At 37.3% G+C, this 18582-nt stretch carries 19 protein-coding genes; 9 read left to right on the forward strand and 10 right to left on the reverse strand.

The window, feature by feature from the left end; all coding sequences use genetic code 11:
• Positions 1-52: 52 nt before the first annotated feature.
• On the reverse strand, positions 53-622 hold the full coding sequence (locus IGL30_RS10460) for a hypothetical protein (protein WP_430618238.1): 570 nt from the start codon (positions 620-622) through the stop codon (positions 53-55).
• Positions 623-1354: 732 nt separating this feature from the next.
• Between IGL30_RS10460 and IGL30_RS10465 the strand changes: the two genes are divergently transcribed.
• Both IGL30_RS10465 and IGL30_RS10470 read left to right on the forward strand, forming a co-directional pair.
• Positions 1355-1486, forward strand: a complete 132-nt coding sequence (locus IGL30_RS10465) for a hypothetical protein (RefSeq protein WP_260222026.1) — start codon at positions 1355-1357, stop codon at positions 1484-1486.
• Positions 1467-3305 carry a YiiX/YebB-like N1pC/P60 family cysteine hydrolase gene (locus IGL30_RS10470; RefSeq protein ID WP_249509801.1) on the forward strand — a complete coding sequence of 613 codons (1839 nt, stop codon included), beginning with the start codon at positions 1467-1469 and terminating at the stop codon, positions 3303-3305. The genes IGL30_RS10465 and IGL30_RS10470 overlap by 20 nt, the downstream gene beginning before the upstream one ends.
• Positions 3306-3424: 119 nt before the next feature.
• Here IGL30_RS10470 and IGL30_RS10475 read toward each other — a convergent pair whose 3' ends face one another.
• Positions 3425-4036 carry a metallophosphoesterase gene (locus tag IGL30_RS10475; RefSeq protein ID WP_088745620.1) on the reverse strand — a complete coding sequence of 204 codons (612 nt, stop codon included), beginning with the start codon at positions 4034-4036 and terminating at the stop codon, positions 3425-3427.
• Positions 4037-4242: 206 nt separating this feature from the next.
• Between IGL30_RS10475 and IGL30_RS10480 the strand changes: the two genes are divergently transcribed.
• Positions 4243-5019, forward strand: a complete 777-nt coding sequence (locus tag IGL30_RS10480) for a hypothetical protein (RefSeq protein WP_088745619.1) — start codon at positions 4243-4245, stop codon at positions 5017-5019.
• A 124-nt stretch (positions 5020-5143) separates the two neighbouring features.
• Here the strand turns inward: IGL30_RS10480 and IGL30_RS10485 are convergent, their stop codons facing one another.
• The 4 genes from IGL30_RS10485 to IGL30_RS10500 form a co-directional block, all read right to left on the reverse strand.
• Positions 5144-5485 carry a DUF1831 domain-containing protein gene (locus IGL30_RS10485; protein WP_010720816.1) on the reverse strand — a complete coding sequence of 114 codons (342 nt, stop codon included), beginning with the start codon at positions 5483-5485 and terminating at the stop codon, positions 5144-5146.
• A gap of 75 nt (positions 5486-5560) precedes the next feature.
• Entirely contained in the window at positions 5561-6691 is a 1131-nt protein-coding gene (locus tag IGL30_RS10490) for a cysteine desulfurase family protein (RefSeq protein WP_088745618.1), read from the reverse strand.
• Between the two features lie 176 nt (positions 6692-6867).
• Complete coding sequence (locus tag IGL30_RS10495; RefSeq protein ID WP_010720818.1) at positions 6868-7842, reverse strand: ribose-phosphate diphosphokinase; 975 nt, start codon at positions 7840-7842, stop codon at positions 6868-6870.
• Positions 7843-7923: 81 nt separating this feature from the next.
• On the reverse strand, positions 7924-8772 hold the full coding sequence (locus tag IGL30_RS10500) for a dihydrolipoamide dehydrogenase (protein WP_185068160.1): 849 nt from the start codon (positions 8770-8772) through the stop codon (positions 7924-7926).
• Between the two features lie 179 nt (positions 8773-8951).
• Here IGL30_RS10500 and IGL30_RS10505 point away from each other — a divergent pair, with 179 nt between their 5' ends.
• The 4 genes from IGL30_RS10505 (at position 8952) to IGL30_RS10520 (ending at position 13904) form a co-directional block, all read left to right on the forward strand.
• The gene (locus IGL30_RS10505) at positions 8952-10859 is read left to right on the forward strand and encodes a M13 family metallopeptidase (RefSeq protein WP_088745616.1); all 1908 of its coding nucleotides are present in this window, start codon (positions 8952-8954) and stop codon (positions 10857-10859) included.
• Positions 10860-11700: 841 nt separating this feature from the next.
• Positions 11701-12666, forward strand: a complete 966-nt coding sequence (gene bioB / locus IGL30_RS10510; RefSeq protein ID WP_034699881.1) for a biotin synthase BioB — start codon at positions 11701-11703, stop codon at positions 12664-12666.
• Positions 12656-13333 (forward strand): dethiobiotin synthase, encoded by a 678-nt coding sequence (bioD, locus tag IGL30_RS10515; RefSeq protein ID WP_088745229.1) that lies wholly within the window; start codon positions 12656-12658, stop codon positions 13331-13333. The genes bioB and bioD overlap by 11 nt, the downstream gene beginning before the upstream one ends.
• Positions 13320-13904 carry a biotin transporter BioY gene (locus IGL30_RS10520; protein WP_123875002.1) on the forward strand — a complete coding sequence of 195 codons (585 nt, stop codon included), beginning with the start codon at positions 13320-13322 and terminating at the stop codon, positions 13902-13904. The genes bioD and IGL30_RS10520 overlap by 14 nt, the downstream gene beginning before the upstream one ends.
• 260 nt (positions 13905-14164) lie before the next feature.
• Here the strand turns inward: IGL30_RS10520 and IGL30_RS10525 are convergent, their stop codons facing one another.
• The 4 genes from IGL30_RS10525 to IGL30_RS10540 are packed head-to-tail and all read right to left on the reverse strand — an operon-like array spanning position 14165 to position 16294.
• Positions 14165-14713: a cysteine hydrolase family protein gene (locus tag IGL30_RS10525; protein WP_063627522.1), complete on the reverse strand. Its 549-nt coding sequence runs from the start codon at positions 14711-14713 to the stop codon at positions 14165-14167.
• A gap of 11 nt (positions 14714-14724) precedes the next feature.
• Positions 14725-15417 (reverse strand): 5'-methylthioadenosine/adenosylhomocysteine nucleosidase, encoded by a 693-nt coding sequence (locus tag IGL30_RS10530; RefSeq protein WP_010737128.1) that lies wholly within the window; start codon positions 15415-15417, stop codon positions 14725-14727.
• Positions 15418-15433: 16 nt separating this feature from the next.
• Positions 15434-15718 (reverse strand): cell wall synthase accessory phosphoprotein MacP, encoded by a 285-nt coding sequence (macP, locus tag IGL30_RS10535; protein WP_010720826.1) that lies wholly within the window; start codon positions 15716-15718, stop codon positions 15434-15436.
• 12 nt (positions 15719-15730) lie between these two features.
• Positions 15731-16294 (reverse strand): NUDIX hydrolase, encoded by a 564-nt coding sequence (locus IGL30_RS10540; RefSeq protein WP_088745230.1) that lies wholly within the window; start codon positions 16292-16294, stop codon positions 15731-15733.
• 225 nt (positions 16295-16519) lie between these two features.
• Between IGL30_RS10540 and IGL30_RS10545 the strand changes: the two genes are divergently transcribed.
• Positions 16520-17185 carry a 5-bromo-4-chloroindolyl phosphate hydrolysis family protein gene (locus IGL30_RS10545; RefSeq protein WP_010737126.1) on the forward strand — a complete coding sequence of 222 codons (666 nt, stop codon included), beginning with the start codon at positions 16520-16522 and terminating at the stop codon, positions 17183-17185.
• Positions 17186-17354: 169 nt separating this feature from the next.
• Complete coding sequence (locus IGL30_RS10550; RefSeq protein WP_010720829.1) at positions 17355-18542, forward strand: toxic anion resistance protein; 1188 nt, start codon at positions 17355-17357, stop codon at positions 18540-18542.
• Positions 18543-18582: the final 40 nt, after the last annotated feature.

Genomic DNA, 18582 nt, shown 5'->3' on the forward strand with positions numbered 1-18582 from the left:
AATAAGAATACTCATCTCTCCTAAACACTTGCCTTTGTCAAATACCTGATAGTTATAGACCAAAAATCCAAACGACGATATGGAAATAGGTTGCAAAAAAATAATTGATCCCTAAGAGAACCCACTTGACTTTTCTATTCTCGTTCTTGAGGTTCGCCGCAAGAATAAGACCAACCACCCCAGACAAACTTAGTAAAATCAAAAATCCAAGCGTACGCAAATAATCCCCAGAGGTAAGGTAACTGTAGTGGACCCTGATAAAAAAGCCAGCTGACAAGATCATTGGTAATCCTAAACAAATGATCGCTACTCGTTTCTGATCTTTTGTTTTCAGTAACCAGATAGATAGTAGCAAATAAGCAATTAGCGCAATAAGCCAATCAAATCTTGCAATACTAACAAAGCCGATAAAAATAAATACGACTCCAAAAATACAAGCAAAATGAATGAAAGCTGCCCATCTTTTTAAAAGTTTTGAATGCGCACCTGTAGAAAAAATCAAACTGAGCCCACTGAGCAAACAGCTAAGATAATAGAAAATCATCAGACTTCCTTCTGGAAGATCACTTAACGGAATAAATCCATAAACTTTACCAAACAAACCAACAATCATCAACATCATTAAGAAAAAACTACCGATTAAGAAATTTCTTGAAACTTTCGTACACGTCTTATTATTTAGCGATAACATTTGCACCACTCCTTTTTTATTTTCCTAACTAATTTTTTAAAAATGTAGCAAAAAATAGACCGATCAATCCTGACACCATGATAAGAAAGAACGGAACCAAAGTTTTAAGAACAAGATAATACATGTAAAGCGCTGTCACACACCTAAGAGACACCGCCATGGATAGCACCAAACCAACTAGATAAGCCTTCATTCTCATCTTCTCCTTTTATATTAATGAACAGATTGTCATAATCTGTGAAGAAAACAATCAAGTATTTATTTTAAAAAAAACTACCCTTTTACCATTTTTTCTAGAAATAATCGATTACAAAATCTAGATTCAGCAAAAAGGTTAAACTTATTTTTTAAAAAATGTTATCTTAAATTAAATAAAACCTAAAATTTAATAACAAATAATCATTATACGTATTAACTAGGTTACATTCTTTTTTATTACCCCTTCTATAAAACCCTAAATAAAAGCTAAAAAAACAACAAAAATACTCTGTATTTATCATAAAAACAAAATAACAACGCTTACAATCTTATTTTAATTTATTCCATTCTAGCTGTTATGTCTCGTATTTCACGTCAATAAAAAACATAATCAACAAGTGTTTATAGATGCTTGATTATTTTTTATATGTTATTATTTTATCATAAGACTTAGGAGGAATACCCGTGAAATTTAAATTCTTTTTTATTGTCACCTTTTTATGGACACTTTTGTTTGCTGTTCCTTTCACCGATGCCCATGAAGATACCACAACTGATGAACAACTGACTAAATACTATGATTTTTTCAAAAAATGAATACGCTTCCTTCGATCAAACCTTTGAAGAATTCACCGCTAATTATTATCAGCAAACCACCTTGAAAGATACCTTGTCAGACGAAGACCAATTAAAAGAGTATCTGCAATCCGTCAACGACCAATATTTACCAGCAGAAGCAGAACGTTTAGCGAAAATTGCTCCGTTGTGGTCCTTTAATATCGGCAATTCATTAGACAATATTACTTTTGAAGAAAAGCCAACTTACGGAACCTATGATTTATTGAATACCGTGCAACTAGGGGACATTATTTTTGAGAAAAATCGGGCTGAAATCCTATCAACTTCCTACTTTCTTCATCATGTGATGATTGTCGAAGGAATTTATGAAGAAACCCATATGATTAATGGGAAAGCAGAAACTTTCCGATATATTCGGACTATCGAAGCGACTAGTAAAAGTGATGATCTTCCAGATAAGGAAGGTGGAGTGGTCTATGGAGTATTAGATGATCAACGATTTGATTATACTGAAGCAACAATTTTACGAGTTCCAGAAGCTACTGCTTTGCAAAAAAATGCAGCAATTACTTTTATGAAGGGACAACTGGGGAAACCATATGGTACCGTAAATACTGAAGAGATTCTTAACCAAAAAGATCGTAAATCATCCAGGAAAAATTGGTATTGTTCTATGCTTGTATGGGCTGCTTATATGAATGCGACCCCAGATGGTAGAATTGATGAGCTAACATCACAAAGTAATCCTAATTTTCAAGGAATTGATTTGGAGACCGAAGATCCAATTAACGGCATCGGAATAACACCAAATGACATCTTACGCTCGGATAAAGTTGAAAAAACCAGCCCTTCCTTTGTAGATTATCAATATTACTTGCAAAATGTTATTAGCTCACCAATCGGAGGACCCGATGAAAAAGTAGCCGACTTTACTTTCAGATCAAATTCAAATATATACAACCTAAAAAATGACTATTACTTCATCGCCATCGACCAAAACACCCAGAAACCTTACCGAAGCACGGAATTAACTTTAGGTCGTAATGTTTTTGGGAAAGTGGTGGCGCAATTAAATGCTTTTGCCAACTTCCAGTTAACTAAAGAAGCCGAACAAAAATATGCAGATCCCAAAATCTCGGTGATTCCAAAAATGATCGCGACCGAAGACATCCCAAACTATGTGATGAACTGGATCAATACCTACACACACTGTTCCTTTGAGATCATCTATTCTTCAGATATCACGACCGATTTTAATCACTTAAGTTACAATCCGAGTTATACGAAGATCGCTAAAAAAGCCCATCCAATCAAAGGGTATCAAGTCAATCAAATCATTCATACGCCACCAGCTTTTACTCAACAACGATTTGATTATACGGATAACTTGTCGATCTATGAACTTTATGAATTGAGCAACCCTAATCCCTTAAATGCCGATGTTGCTCATAATAAAATGGCGGGTGGCTGGTATTATTTCTACAATCATTTTTACGCCTTAGTCAAACTAGAAAATGGCACCTATCGTTATGCGACGTATTTGCGATTCCATGGTTCTTTTTCAACCGCCGTCGCTTACCGAAATGGCTATGGTCTGAATTATGATTACCATATGACCGCAGAAGCTAAAGAAAAATACGGCAAATATTACAACAATATCATCAAGAACCAAACAGTTGATTACGGGATCGATTGGTTGAATCAACATACGACAGAAAAAACTTTGATCGTTTATTCAAAAGATATCGCGCAAGACGTGAGCAAACTAAATCAAGGTACCGCAACAGTCTCTAAAGGGTATAATGACAATGGTCAATATGTCTATTGCATTTTATAAGGACTAGACTGAACAAAAAAATCACTATCCATCATATGATTAATAATCCTCTTAAGTTCGCTTTAACAGCGAACTTAAGAGGATTATTTTTTCTAGACTAGCAGAAATGTTTTACGTCCTTATTTTTGTTTCAGACGTGCTAATTCTTGTTGTTTAGCTTCGTAAATTTCTTCAATGTCATCTTCTGACAACGGTGTGCCAAAGGGTTGTTGCACTTTCAACAGTTCTCTTTCTGGCGCATCTACACCGACATTCACATCATTACCGATCGGTACACTATAATGATGGATATGTCCATGAAGATTACGGATACTATCGTTTGATCCCAGCAACATCGGATAATGAGTCAAATAGTATTGCTGATGATTGAATTTGATGATAGTTCCGACATCATAAAAATAAAACTTTTTTGAACCAACCTTGTTTCCTGGATCATGTTTTTCTAAATATCTGAAAAAAGCACGACTGTCATGGTTCCCCTTGATCAAATGGATTGTCCCATTGAGTTGTTGCACCAGCTCCAGTATGTCTTGGCTACCTTTTTCATATTGTGGGTGCATCGCCAGATCGCCTAAGTGATACACGTGATCGGTTTCTTTGACAACTTTATTCCAACTATCTATTAGCTGCTGATTCATTTCTTCCACACTAGCAAATAAACGAGGGGCAAAATCATTTTTGCCTAACAAGTTTTTATGAAAAAAGTGCATATCACTAATAAAAAAATTCATATGGACCCCTTCTTACTTCCTTTTCTTTTAGGGTAAACAACATCAAAGAATTAAACAAATATTAGCTCTTTTTCTAGCAAAAGTGATTGTCTGTTTAACTAAAAAGCGGTTGTTCATTGTTCTCATTGCCCATTGTGTACAATGCTAGAAAAAAGTAATCACAAGTAAATCATGGTAAACTTAAGGAAAAACAGGAGGTATTGATTATGCCTATCAGCTTTCAAACGACTCTGACTCCTTCAGCAATCGAGATTACGTTACCAAATGAACATGGGAAGATGACTATCACAAAAGAAAAACCAGCTCTACCTGATCATTCACTTTATCTATTTTTCAAAAACAAACAATGTATCGCAATCGGTCAAACCGTGGTACCTAAAAGTTGGGATCACATCGTATTGGTTCAACTTCCTTGGGATCTTGAAGCCAGTCATCTAAGCTACCTACTTCAAGAACAGGCAGAATCAACGGGATTGACAGTAGAAATCGATGATTCCGCAAAAGAAACGATCCCTCAAGTACAAGTCAAAAAGTTAGCGGAACCAGTCGAAGAAATCACAAAAATCTTGGCAGTATTTGGTTACTCTTTAGAAAAAAGCAGTCCTCAAAAGAAAAAGCCGGCAAAAGCAAGACATCGTTGGACAAAGGAAGTTAGTGAGATCCCTTTTACCGTTAATTTTAGAAACAGTCAGGCAACACTTTATTGGATCAGTCGAAATGAACTGTTGATCAAAAAGGGGGCTATACTATTAGCGGAAGCTCCTTTAAATAAAGACGGTTCCGTCAGTTATGCGGCAAAATATGGGGATAAATTACGTGATGATTATAAAGATAGCATTGTGGGAAATAAAACGAGCAAAGATATTATCGTCAAAAGCGTCAATGAAGCAAGTCTGTTACTCTACTTCGGTGGAACAAACAGCTGGTTAGAAATCATTGACGAAAATGGTAAATCCTTAGATGAGTGGACAAAAGTAGAATAGAGGAATGGTTATTCTCTAGCGATTGTCCCGTTTCAATAGATAGTAAAAAAGCAAAGAATTCAGCTTTACTAGCTGTTCTCTTTGCTTTTTTTACTGGCAACAATGATAGATACGTTCGACTTCCTTAGACTTTTTCAAATAATCCTCGGCTGATCATACCATCCATCAAAAAATAAAATTTATCTTGACTCATTTTTTGCCGGTCGTCTTTAAAAATATTGACTGCTTTCAATCCGTTAGCTGTCGTAATAGACATTTTTAGTGTTTGGATATCCTTTGAAACAGTGATTTTTAGTTTAAACCCTTCTTTGCTTTGTGGGGTTGCATCTAGCGGACGGATCAACTGATAATTGCCGCCATTTGTTTCGGTAAATCCATTGTCTCTCAAAGTGTAACGTTTTGCATCTGGATGTAAACGATAACTTGTTTTTGCTCCTAAAACTGTGGCTGTTTTTTCAAATGCCATAATTTTCACCTCGGTAAATTGATTTCTACTTTTATTATAAAAGTTTCTTGCATCATTTACTAGGTTTTTTCCAACTTAGATTGATTGGATCAATACATCAAGAAAACGTTGGACTTCTTCTTTGGTATTGCCGTAACCAAAACTGATTCGTATGGATTCTTTAAGGATTGGTGTATCTTTCCCATACATTGCCTCCAGCACATGCGAAGGTTCGATATTACCAGCTGTACATGCTGACCCAGTAGATATCGCAATCCCATTTAGATCCAACTTCATCAAAAGTAAGTCATTCGCAACACCAGGTAATCGAAGGTTTAACACATGTGGTAATTTGTTGTTTAAATCGCCGTTGACTTGATAAGAAATTCCTTCTTTTTCCAAGGTATTCAAAATCAATTCTTGGAATCCAGCATATTTTTCACTTCGAGCTTCACGTTCTTCGGCAGTTAAAAGTTTGACCGCTTGCGCCATTCCCCAAATACCTGAGAGATTTTCAGTACCTGCTCGCCGCTTTTCTTCCTGTTCTCCACCTAAAAGTAGTGAAGGAATATTTATGCCATCTTTTTTATATAAAAATCCTACGCCTTTTGGTCCATTGATTTTATGGGCAGAGATGCTAAGTAAATCAACACCTAACTCCCTTGGATGAATCGTCTGATTCCCATAAGCTTGAACCGCATCGGTATGAAAATAAGCAGGGTGTTCCCGCAACCGTTCGCCGATTTCTTTGATTGGCATCAAATTCCCGATTTCATTATTCCCAAACATGATCGAGACTAAAATCGTTTCATCACTTAATGCTTCATCAAAGTCAGTTAGTGAAATATTGCCTTTTTCATCTACTGGTAAATACGTGACTTCAAAGCCTTGTGTTTCCAGATATTTCATTGTATTCAAGACAGCAGGATGTTCGATAGCGGTAGTGATCAAATGATTCCCGTCTTTTTTTCGTGAAAAAGCCGTTTCAAGGATCGCTGTATTATCGCCTTCTGTCCCTCCACTATTAAAAATGATTTCATGATCATTGACTTGTAAACTATCAGCAATAAGTTGTCTTGCTGTTTCTAACTTTTCATGGGCAATTCGGCCGAAGCCATGGATACTCGAAGGATTCCCAAAGGTTTCTTGCATCATTGTGGTCATTTCTTGAATGACGTAGGGATGCATGGGCGTCGTCGCTGCATGATCCAAATAGATTTTTTCCAACTTCTTTCATCCCTTCCAAATAGAACTAGGCACATTCTAGCATAAAATAAGCAAGTTACCAAAGAAACAATCGCTAAACCAGGATAGTTTCCCAACTTTTAGAAAAAAATTCGTTCCACAATTCGTGCTACCACGATTGTCGAACGAATTTTATTTCATCACTTAACAAAAAATGATTAATCAAATACTTTTTCTTCTAGACGGAACAATGGACTCATTGGTGTATTTTCATGAATTCGTTTAACCGCTTCTCCCATCAACTCTGAACAAGTAACAATCGTTAAATTGTTAGGATGACGTTCTTCTTGAGTAAATACAGAATCAGTGATGCAGATATCTTTAATCGGTGCATCATCTAAAATTTGTTTTGCAGGAACAGACAACAAGCCGTGTGAAGCACAAGCATAAACCTCTTTTGCTCCGTTTTCTTTCAAAACATTAGCAGCTCGAGCAAGCGTTGCACCAGTATTCAAGATGTCATCGACCATGATACATGTTTTTCCCTGGACATCGCCAATCACATATCCACTATTTTCATCTGCATCATCGGCGTGATCCACGATCGCCAATGTACTATTCAAATATTCAGAAAGACTTCTTGCACGTTGGACACCACTATTTTTTGGTGAAACGACAACAATATCGTCACCTGTTAAACCAAGTTCTCGGTAATAGTGAGCAAACAATGGCATTGTGAATAAGTTATCTACAGGGATATCAAAGAATCCTTGGACTTGAACTGTATGCAAATCCAATGTCAGCACACGAGTTGCGCCAGCTTCTTGGATCAAATTAGCAATCAATTTAGCTGTGATCGGTTCATGTGGTTTTGCTGTACGGTCTTGTCTGGCATAACCGTAATAAGGTAACACAACATTGATTGTTTTTGCACTGGCACGTTTCATCGCATCGATCATGATCAATAATTCCATATAATAATCATTAACTGGCTGATTGGTTGATTGCACGATATAAACATGATCCCCACGAATACTTTCTTCGATATTGATCGAGATCTCTCCATCACTAAATTGTTTTACGACACTTTTTCCTAGCTCCGTTCCAAACACCTTGGCAATTTTTTCTGCCAGTGGTCGATTTCCATTCAAGCTAAAGATTTTCAATGTGTCATCCTGATACTTTTTACTCATGTTGTCCTCCCTATTGTTCTCTCTTCTTCGATAGTTTAACATATTTTTTCCAGTTTTTCTGGTAATTTCTGTAAATAATTTTTAAGGCAGCGAAACAGTTCCATTACACCAACTAGCAGGAATCAATTGATCCGTGTTGCCCCAGTTGTCATGAACTTTGTAAAAGCGTTCTCCAGAAGAGGATTGATAATATGCATATGCAGTGACCCAATGATTGCCATAGGTGCTCCCTAATACTTTCAACACCCCTAAGATCACAGGTTTTCCTTGGCGAATCCGTTTAGTCGCTCGCTGCCAAGAACCAAGCATCGTACTTCTAGCAGACACTCGATTTCCTGTATGTTTTAAAAACTTCGTGATACCATGACTGACTTGACCGGGAACCGTCGGAAGTCCTAGCGGCTGGATCGCTTGGCGTAATGCTTCACTTAGTTGCGCATGGTCTTTCGTTCCTTTTTCACGTAACGTTGGAGAGAAAAACAATTCGTTTTGAAAATCTTGGTAATAAGCAATAAGGACAGTTGCAGCATAGGTCCCACAAAGATAGCCAGACGGTGTCCGCCAATTTTTATAGTTTAAAAACCGTTGTTCAGGCAATCCCACCCAACAATCCAAAAGTTCTTGTCCGTTTTCCTTTGGCGCAATCAAAGCTTTTTCACGATTATTCGCAAGCCAACGAGAAATATTGGTGACTTCTGCTTCAGTCATCGGTACGAGTTGATAAGCTTTTCTTGCATCTGGGTAGGAGTGGCTCGCAGGACCGTATTCTATTGGTTGTTTGTTTTGATCTAGAATGACATAACTACCATCTTCAAAAATTAAAGCGTAACCCTTTTCTTCATCCTTCATCGCCAACTGTTCCACAGCGCTTAACCGTTTCTTGATACCATCTAGATTCCATTCGATTGATTGTTCAAATACAGTTTTCAAGAACGAATCACCTCCGTCTTTTTTATTATAAGTGAAATAAGGAGAAAAACAAATCAGATAGACTAGTTCTGCTGTGCCTACGGCAAGACCCCAACAAGTGCTTCTTTCCTCTTTCTATTTGTTTATTCGCTGTTTTTATATGATAATAGGAACATTAGATAAAAAGGAGCGATAACCGAATGAACAAAGAACTTATAAAGCAAGACTTTTTTGAAGCTGTGAATGAAGAATGGCTAAAAACAGCCAAGATCCCCGCTGATAAACCAGCCACTGGCGGTTTCCAGGACTTAGTTGACGGTATCGATGATCTTTTGATGACAGATATTGATCATATGCTGGCTGAACCTGATAAAGTCCAATCAGATATGATGCGTCACTTTCTTCATTTTTATCAATTAGCTAATGATTATGATCGAAGAAACCAGTTAGCTGCTAAACCATTGCTTCCTTTAATTGAACGAATTGAAAAAATCGGATCTTTTGAAGACTTGAACCACCAATTTCCTACTTGGACATTGGATAGTTTACCTTTACCGTTTAGCTTAGATGTCGATGCGGATATGAAAAATGCACAAACAAACGCATTATTTGCTTATCCCCCTTCATTATTTTTACCTGACAAAACTTACTATACTGCAGAACATCCAAATGGTGCGCAACTATTAGGCGTTTTCTTTGATATGATGGTCCAACTCGTTGAATTAACCGGAAAAGAAAAAAGCCAAGCAGAGGCAATCGTTGAACAAGCCATCCAATTTGATCGATTGGTTGCACCTCATGTTAAAAGTGCGGAAGAAAAAGCGGATTATAGCAAAATGTACAATCCCCGGTCATTTGACACCTTCATCCACTATACCGATAAACTGGATCTGGAAAAGTTGACAGTGGGATTGATTGGTACCACACCGGATAAAGTAATCGTGACGGATCCTGTTTATTTTGAACAGTTAGGCGAACTACTAACCACAGAACATTTTCAATTGATCAAAAGCTGGATGATCGTCCGAACGATTCGTTCGTTGAGTAGCTATCTATCAGAAGACTTTAGACAAATCAGCGGAATCTTCTCACGGACACTCTCAGGCACAGATGAAGCCATGCCGCAGAAAAAAGCTGCCTATTACTTAGCTTCAGGTCAATTTGACCAAGTCGTTGGCGATTATTATGGCAAAAAATACTTTGGTGAAGCGGCCAAAAAAGATGTTGAGCATATGATCGAAAAAATGATCTCTGTCTATAAAGATCGTTTAGAAAAAAACAACTGGTTAAGCGATACTACACGAAAAAAAGCGATCATCAAATTAGATAAACTAGGAGTTCAGGTCGGCTATCCAGACCAAATCCCTGCGTTATATACGAAGTACCACACAGTGACACAAGAAGAAGGCGGAACCTTGCTTTCCAACGCTTTAGCCTTCAGCAAAATCGAATTGAAAGAACGTTTTGGTCGCTGGAATCAACCTGTTGATCGGACGGAATGGGAAATGAGTGCTGATACAGTCAACGCCTATTACCACCCTTTCAGAAATGTCATTGTTTTTCCAGCTGCTATTTTACAAGCACCATTTTATAGTTTAGAACAATCAAGTTCAGCAAACTACGGTGGGATCGGCGCTGTCATCGCCCATGAAATCTCTCATGCCTTCGATAATAATGGTGCCTTATTCGATGAATATGGTAATTTAAATAACTGGTGGACGGAAGAAGATCTAGCGCACTTCCAAGAAAAAGCCCAAGCAATGATCGAAGAATTTGATGGCTTATCATTTGCTGATGGTACTGTTAATGGTAAGCTTACTGTTTCAGAAAATATCGCAGATGCGGGCGGTCTAAGTTGTGCTTTAGAAGCAGCAAAAACCGAAGCAGATCACTCACTAGCAGACTTTTTCGTCAGCTGGGCGACGATTTGGCGGACAAAAGCAAAAAAAGAATACCAACAATTGTTGTTACAAATCGACGTTCATGCCCCTGCTAAATTACGTGCCAATATCCAACCCCAAAACTTGATGGAATTTTATGAAACATTTGCGATCACTGAAAAAGACGCGATGTATCTTCCACCTGAAAAACGAGTTCATATCTGGTAATACAGTTAAAAAACGCTCCAATGGCAATAAGAAAATTTTTTGAAACAACCTCTCATATAAAAAAATTGACTTATTTCAAAGAGCGGTTGTTTGAACACTATTTTTCTCTTTACGAGGGACTGAGACAAAAGTTGTCTCAGTCTTTTCTAGTATCTCTAAAAACGGATAAACGGCGTTCAAGAAGCAACTCCTCAACAATAAGCCTGAATTTTTCAAAACATGAGGAGCTGTTTCAAAAAATTCTTTCTTATTGTCATCAGAGCTACCCGATGTTTTCACGACCTCTGATTCACGGTGTTCAAAGAGCTGACCTTCGGCGATAAGTCAAAAAATCTCAAAACATGGGAAGCTGTTTCGAGATTTCCATCCTTAATGCTCCTGCGATTACTCGTCGCAGTTTTTACTTGGTGAGCGCTCAGGTCAAAACACTCTTTTCACGACCTCTTGTTCACGGTGAGACAAAAGTAGCATCTTCGGAAAATTTGCCGAAATTTACCAAAAATTTGAGAAGCACCAAGTAGGTAACAATCAACATCAAAAACTAGTTTTTGTGTTTCTTGTCAATTTTCGGAAATTCCTTCTTATTTCTTGATGCTGAACACTTTTGTCTCAACCTCTCTTAATATTATCATTTACTTTTCTACCAAGCTCATTTTGACTACCCACAAACCAACTCCACTTAATAAAGAAAAATAAATCCTTCCATCTTCCTTCACTGTTCTCTACTGTTATCTACCCTTTCCGACCATAAATAGTCATAAAACTGCATCATTTCATTTACCTCTTTATTTTCGTTAACCTTTGTAATAAAATTAGTTAACGAAAGTAAAGAGGTGTTTTTATGGAAAATCTATTCGAACCTTGTGTTCCGCTAACAAAAACAACATGTCTGGAGATACTAAAAGACAAAACTAATTTATGGGGGTATTATGCACAAGCCCTTCAGCTCAAAACAAACAAGTCACAAAATATCATCCGTCTGAATACATTGCTGAATGCTAAGAGCGGCTTGTGTAGAGAAGATTGTGGTTATTGTGCGCAATCAAAAAAAAGTTCTGCAACGATTGAAACATATGGATTATTACCCAAAAAAGAAATCATTCGTAAAGCGTTGATTGCTAAAAAGAATCATTCCAGTGTGTTTTGCATTGCGTTAAGCGGAACACGCCCATCAAAAAAAGAAATCCACCTTTTAGGTGAGGCAATTCAAACGATCAAAAGCATAATGTCGATTGAGATTTGTTTATCCATTGGCTTAGTTACTGAGGAACAAATTGATTATTTAAAATCGTGTGGAGTAGATCGGTTGAATCATAATCTTAATACTAGTCGAGATAATTACCCAAACATCACAACAACCCATTCCTATGATGATCGGTTAGAAACATTAAACAAACTTCGTCAGCACAAAATGAATATTTGCTCTGGTTTTATTTGTGGCATGGGAGAAACAGATGAACAATTAGTCGATCTGGCTTTTGACTTAAAAGATCAAGAGCCTTATTCCGTTCCAGTCAATTTTTTACTTCCAATTGCTGGAACAATGTTTGAGGAACACAATGAATTAACCCCTATGAAATGTTTAAAAATCTTAACCATGCTGAGGTTACTATTCCCTACTACAGAACTTAGGGTAAGTGCAGGAAGAGAGTTTCATTTAGGAGAACTCCAACCATTTGCTTTATTGATCGTGGATTCTATTTTTTTAGGCAACTATTTGACAGAGAAAGGAGCACCTATTTCTGAAGATCAAAAAATGCTTGATCGTTTAGGTTTAGTTGTGGCTGGTGTCTGTGATGAAGAATAATTATATTATTTGCGGGATTCATACCGATTGTGGAAAATCAGTGATCAGTGTCTTACTCTATGAATATTTACGTGATCTGACAAATCAGGAACCGTTATTCGTGAAACCGATCCAAACAGGACCGTTTCCTGATACAGATTTTTATCAAGCATGCCATATTGAGAAACAAAATATTGTTCATTTCTATTCAATGTCATTAGAAGCTTCTCCACATATCGCTAGCAGAAAAGAGCATCAATGGATCGATCTACTTGTCTTGAAGGAAAAAGCAAATGTTGTCTTGAAAAAAAATCGACCCACGATTTTTGAATTAGCAGGGGGTCTGCTTTCTCCCATTAATGACTCGCAAACCATGTTAGACATGATCAAACTTTTGCAATTACCGGTTATTCTCGTTTCGGATAATTATTTAGGTGCAATCAATCATACGTTGCTAACGACTAGTTTATTACAAAGCGAAAGCATTCCAATAGCAGGTCTGATTTTTAATTCAAGTAAAGCAAATAAAAAGAATGACCTAGAAGATTTAAGCCAATGGATCACAGATAAGACAGGAATCACACAAATTGGCAAATTACCCTATTTAGAGGATTTAACTCATTGGTTAAAATCGAGAACAAAAAAAAGAGAACTTAGTAAGGAGTGGCATTTAAATGTATACAAATAGGCGAGATATCACCATGATGGCGATGATGATGGCATTATTGATCATCACAGCAAAACTAGTGATTCCGTTACCACTATTCGATTATTTATCTTTACAAATTATAACGATTTATCTGATTTATCCTTTATTAGGAACAAAATACGGGCTCATTGTCACATTCAGTTATTTGATCCTAGGGCTCATTGGATTACCGATTTTCGCTAGTGGCGGAGGTATTTTTTATATTTTTAAACCTAGTTTTGGCTTTCTACTATCTTTTGCAACTTTCCCACTGATTCAAGCCGCCCTGTCAAAATTGTTCTGGGGTAAAAAATGGCTCCCATTAAAAAAAATCCTGATCATTAACTATTCAGGATTATTTTATCTCTATTTAATCGGTCTGTTGTATAAATGCTTGATTTTATTCTTTTACCTTAAAGAAACGAATGTTCTTTACAGTGTGCTAGCAGTTTCCACATTGATTGATTTAAGTTGCGATATCTTACTTGTGTTCGTAGCTAGTTTGCTTACCTATAAGTTATTGCCACTCATTCATAAGCACAAACTAGCAAACCAACTCTTTATCTCCTAATAAAAGCCGCTATTTCAGCGATTGGAAAAGAATCGAACCATCGGCTTAAAATGGATACTGATTGATTGACTTAAAAAATCTTACAAAATTATGAAAGAAAATAAACCGAAGAAGAGGTTGAGACAACTTTGTCCCAGTCCCCCTTCGGTTTATTTTTCCGTATTGACTTACTCTATCGTACGACAGAATGTACAACAGAACGATCTGGTTACTTCATGAACCAGTTAGGCCCACAAATCATTAACAAGCTTATTATATATTTACTTGATCAACGTTGCCCCGAGGACTGTTTCAAAATGACGTAGTGCCCAGTCATGACCGACTGGATCAAAGCTAGCTACAGCATCTTCAAAAATAAACAGTTGATAGCCTAAATTATATGCATCAACAGCTGTGTGCAACACACAAATGTCCGTACATACGCCAGTCAAATAGAGTTCAGTGACCCCCCGCTCACGGAGCCGAATATCTAGATCTGTTCCACTAAAAGCAGAGTAATGCCGCTTATCGATCCAATAGACATTGGCTTGTTCTTGAGCTCTTTCGTAAACAGCTTGTAGCGAACCATAAAGGGCACGACCATTGGTGCCAATCACGTTATGCGGAGGAAATAGTTTATTTTCAGGATGGAAGTTATCCGATGGGTCATGCGCATCAATCGCAAACACCACAAAGTCTCCCTCTTCGATAAACTTTTTCGTGTGAGTCGTCACTGCTTGTTCAATCACTTGCCCAGCTTTACCTGTCGTTAATTTCCCGTCATCTGCCACAAAATCATACGTGTAATCAATCGAGATCAATGCTTTCATTAATGGGCTCCTTATACAAGATGTTTGACAAATTCGATTACCATCTCAGCAGAACGTTTCCCTGCATCTTCAATAAACTCATCAAAGGTTTGTGTCGCTGCATGATCAGCAGTATCACTCATCGCACGAACGATCAAGAAAGGAATATTGAACTGACGAGCCGTTTGTCCAACAGCCGCTCCTTCCATTTCACAAGCCAACGCATCTGGAAAGTTTGTTAAAATCTCTTCTACCTTTTCGGAAGAATCAACAAACGTATCTCCAGTAACGATCAAGCCTTCTTTCACATTCAGATCTATCGCTTTGGCTGCTCTTGCCATCTCTGTGCGAAGATACGTACTTGCTTCATAATAAAGCGGCATCCCTGGTATTTGTCCTGGCTTATAGCCAAATCCGGTTGCATCTGCATCGAAATAAGCTACTTTATCTGAGATTACGATATCGCCTACTTGTAGCCCTTGTCCGATACCACCCGCTGAACCTGTATTGATGACCATATTTACACCATATTGTTGGATCAACAAACTAGTCGTGACTGATGCCAAAACTTTACCGATCCCTGAACGAACCACAATTACTTCATGTCTTCCTAAAGAGCCTGAAATGAACAATGCTCCTGCTCGTTCCCATGACAAGGGTTCACTTAGCTTTTCTCTTAAAATTTTGATTTCTTCTTCCATTGCACCGATAATACCGATTTTCATAGCTTTTTCCTTCTTTCTAAATAAATGCGACCGCAAAAAATACGACACACAATAATAGAATAACAATAATCAAGGATTTCATCAAAAATGAATTCCACTTCGTCGTTTTTTCACGTTCACCGATTCTTGTTTTTGTGATAGGTTTGTTCCGTTTTTGTTCCTTTCGATAAAAACTAGCAATTTTCTTTTCTTCTTGCTGATAAGCAGCCTCTTCTTTTCTTTGCCGTTTTAATGACTCTTGGGCTTGCGCCTGCTGTCGTTTACGTAATTCACTTCTCGTAATCAGCGGTCCTTTGGCCATCAGCCGATCCCTCTACTTTCCTTTAATCAATAGCTCCCAATATTGGATCGCATACATGGTTTTCGCATCACAGATCAGTTGATCATCTATTGCTTGTTTAGCTTCTGCGAAAGTCAGTGCATATAATTCAAGCACCTCATCTTCATCTTGAGCCAACGGATTCTCTACTTTCTGTAAATCAATCGCATGATAAATATGCATGATCTCATTTGCAAATCCTGGTGAAAGATACATAGATGAAACATGTTTGAGCTTTCCTGCCCGATACCCAGTCTCTTCTTCCAGTTCTCTTGCAGCGGTATGTTCCGGTGTTTGGCTTTCTTCTGGATCGATTTTCCCAGCAGGGATCTCCAAAATCACTTTTTCTAATGGTTTCCGAAACTGTTTCACTAATAATAAACGATTCTGATCATCAAATGCGATGATCCCTACACCACCCGGATGAAACACTAATTCACGTTTGGCAAGTTTCCCATCTGGCAGGCGGACGTCATCTACTGCAACATCGATGATCGCTCCGTGATAGATTTCTTTTCGTTCGATCGTTTTTTCTTCAAATTGCTCATATTCAAGCATCTTTCTCCCACTTTCTTTGTAATAATACCCGCTTTTCGTTTACTTTTCAATTTTTCTAGAGTTTTCTTTTAGTTTACCATAACTAAACCTTAGAAATTCTCTAAATCTACAAAATCCTCCTTTAGTCCCATACTCTTTCTTAGGTTGAGTGTGCTAAAATAAGGGTGGAAATGAGAACAACGCTTCATTACTTAAAATGGATGGAATATATATGGAGGGCTTATTATGCGAAAATTAAATTGGCGATGGATCTTAGGTCTATTGTTGGTGTTTCTTTTGATTCGTCAAGGTCACTTTTCTTTAGTAACAGTCATTTTGATTATCGGCGCAGCTTTAGTGATTTGGGGAATCTTTGGCTCTGGCAAGAAAAAATCAGCAAAAAATGAAATGCCCGATTTATCTGATGAACTTGAATCACATTATACAAAAAGCGGGATGACACCTAGTGAGATTACTTTCTTTAGACAGACAATGAATCAAACGAAAGTCGAAATTGAACAATTGCAACAAAACATGCAACAAACAGCCAAACTAAAAGCTGTCGATCTTCGTCACGATACAGTGAAGGCGGCCAAAGCACTCTTCAAAGCATTGGTGAAAGAGCCAAATCGATTACACGAAGCAAGTCAATTTCTTTATACTCACTTACCAAACTTAGTTGATTTGACCAATAAATATATTGAGATCAACGACCATGAAATCAAAAACAAACAGACTTATGAAAAGCTCGAAGAAAGTTCACAAATCATTGATCAACTAGCACATCTGATTGCTCAAGACTATCAACAATTTGTCTCTGAAGATTTAGATGATCTAGATGTAGAAATATCAGTTGCGAAACAAAGCTTAAAACGAGAGAATCTATCTGATGATAACAATCAATCTCAATGATCGGTTAATAGAATCATAAAGGAGTGTTTTGTTTCTTAGACACTCCTTTTGCTTATCCTTTCTTTTGTTTATCCTTTATAATAGATGAATAAGTTGAACAACTGTTTTTTTACAAAAATGATAACATTGAACCTATCGCATCACATTGAACCACGAGGAGGAGTTTTAAATGGATAATAAACCTAAAGAGGTAACACCTGTAAATGACACGTTAGATGATTTGTTAAATAATCCGTTCTCTACCCCAACAGATAAATTAACCCAAACACAACAGTCAGAAATCAATGCTTTGCAAGAACAACAAACCGCTGCACGCTTGATTGATAAACTACCTGCTGAACGACAAGAGCAAGCCAAAGAGCTAGCAGCTAAAATCGATGTTTCAGATGCACAGTCGGTGATCAGCTACGGTTCTGCTGCTCAAACGAAGTTAAGTGAATTTTCACAATCCATGTTAAATCATGTACAGGCACAAGATATTGGTCCTGTCGGAGATTCATTGACTGAATTGATGTATCGTCTGCAAGAAGCAAATCCTGATGAATTGCGAGCTGGCGAAGGCAATATTTTCCAACGGATGTTTGGCAAAGTAAAACAATCGATCTATGAAGTGACTGCAAAATATCAAAAGATCGGTGCCCAAATCGATAAAATCTCTGTTAAACTAGAAAAAGAAAAAGACGGGCTTTTAAAAGATAATTTGATGCTCGAACAACTCTATCAAAAAAACAAAGATTATTTTGATGCACTGAATATTTATATCGCAGCTGGCGAATTGAAGATGGAAGAACTTCAAACAACGATCATTCCTAAAGCAATGAAAAAAGCCGAAGAAACAGGCGATCAAATGGATGTTCAAATTGCAAATGATTATACTCAATTTCTAGATCGTTTAGACAAACGAACCCATGATTTACGTTTGGCAAGACAGATCACTATCCAGCAAGCACCACAGATCCGTTTAATCCAAAATACTAACCAAGCGTTAGCAGAAAAAATCCAAGCATCAATCGCAACAGCGATCCCTCTATGGAAAAACCAAGTAGTGATCGCCTTGACGTTACTTCGCCAAAAAGATGCGGTAACTGCCCAACGTCAAGTTTCTGAGACAACTAATGACCTTTTGAAGAAAAATTCAGAAATGTTGAAAATCTCTGCTATTGAAACAGCAAAAGAAAATGAACGTGGGATCGTTGATATTGAAACCTTACAAACAACTCAAAATGATTTGATCGAAACGATCCAAGAAACATTACGCATCCAAAAAGAAGGAAAAGAAAAACGTCGTCATGCAGAAGTCGAACTTGGTCATATGGAAGACGACTTGAAACAAAAATTACTTGATTTAACACAATAAGAATGATCTATATGGATCAATCAAAAAAGCTCTAGATTTT

Origin of the sequence: Enterococcus sp. DIV1089c (assembly GCF_050530965.1) — a bacterium.
GTDB classification, from domain to species: domain Bacteria; phylum Bacillota; class Bacilli; order Lactobacillales; family Enterococcaceae; genus Enterococcus_B; species Enterococcus_B hirae.